General features: G+C 51.3%; 1 rRNA gene. It reads right to left on the reverse strand.

What is annotated here, in order from left to right:
• Positions 1-1,240: ribosomal RNA gene (locus tag NE637_RS15280) — 23S ribosomal RNA — on the reverse strand; the annotation flags it as partial.
• Positions 1,241-1,371: the final 131 nt, after the last annotated feature.

The raw sequence follows: 1,371 nt of genomic DNA on the forward strand, positions 1-1,371 counted from the left end.
TGAAGAACGCTCCCCTACCAGACCACATACGTGGAATTCAAAGCTTCGGTACTATGCTTAGCCCCGTTACATTTTCGGCGCAACGTCATTAGACCAGTGAGCTATTACGCTTTCTTTAAACGATGGCTGCTTCTAAGCCAACGTCCTGGGTGTCTCTACAACGTCACCACCTTAACCACTGAGCATAGATTTGGAGACCTTAGCTGTTGATCTGGGCTCTTACCCTCTCGACAATGGACCTTAGCACCCACTGTCTGACTCCCATGGTACATCTGACCGGCATTCTGAGTTTGAAAGAGTTTGGTAATCTGGTAGGACCCCTAGCTCTGTCAGTGCTTTACCTCCGGTAGACAATCCATGAGGCTATACCTCAATATATTTCGGGGAGAACCAGCTATCACCGGGTTTGATTGGCCTTTCACCCCTATCCACAAGTCATCCAAAACGTTTTCAGCCGTTAATGGTTCGGTCCTCCACAAGGTTTTACCCTTGCTTCAACCTGCTCATGGATAGATCACCCGGTTTCGGGTCTAATCCGCACTACTAAACGCCCTTATCAGACTCGCTTTCGCTACGGCTCCACTTACGCTTAACCTTGCAGTACAGATTAACTCGCTGACTCATTATGCAAAAGGCACGCGGTCACACCACAAGGGTGCTCCCACAGCTTGTAAGCATCAGGTTTCAGATTCTATTTCACTCCCCTGACAGGGGTTCTTTTCACCTTTCCCTCACGGTACTGGTGCACTATCGGTCGTCGGTTAGTACTTAGCCTTGGAAGATGGTCCTCCCAGATTCCCACGAGGTTTCACGTGCCTCGCAGTACTCAGGTACCGGCTGTGTCCTTTTCAGTTTCGGGTACGGGGCTATCACCCGCTCTGGCGAAGCTTTCCAGCTTCCTTCCCCTGCCTACTCCAGAATCACGTATGCCGGCCCTACAACCCCGCATGGACGGATCCACACGGTTTGGGCTATTCCCCCTTCGCTCGCCGCTACTGAGGGAGTCTCGTTTGATTTCCTTTCCTTCAGGTACTGAGATGTTTCACTTCCCTGAGTTGGCACTTGGCAGACTATGTATTCGTCTACCAGTGACGGGACATGACTCCCGCCGGGTTTCCCCATTCAGAAATCCTCGGATCAAGGGATGTTTAGCTCCTCCCCGAGGCTTATCGCAGCTTACCGCGTCTTTCATCGCCTTCCGACGCCAAGGCATCCACCCGATGCTCTTATTTTGCTTGTATCTCGAAAAAAACTTCCTTCCATCCCTATTCAATTGTAAAAGAGCCGACCCGTTAGGGTCCGCCAAGCTCAGCGCTTGGTTCACATTCGCGTGACCATTTTGTCACTCGCCTGTTGCCAATCGCGGCTTGG

The sequence above is a fragment of the Desulfovibrio desulfuricans genome, from assembly GCF_024460775.1.
Lineage (GTDB): Bacteria > Desulfobacterota > Desulfovibrionia > Desulfovibrionales > Desulfovibrionaceae > Desulfovibrio > Desulfovibrio desulfuricans_E.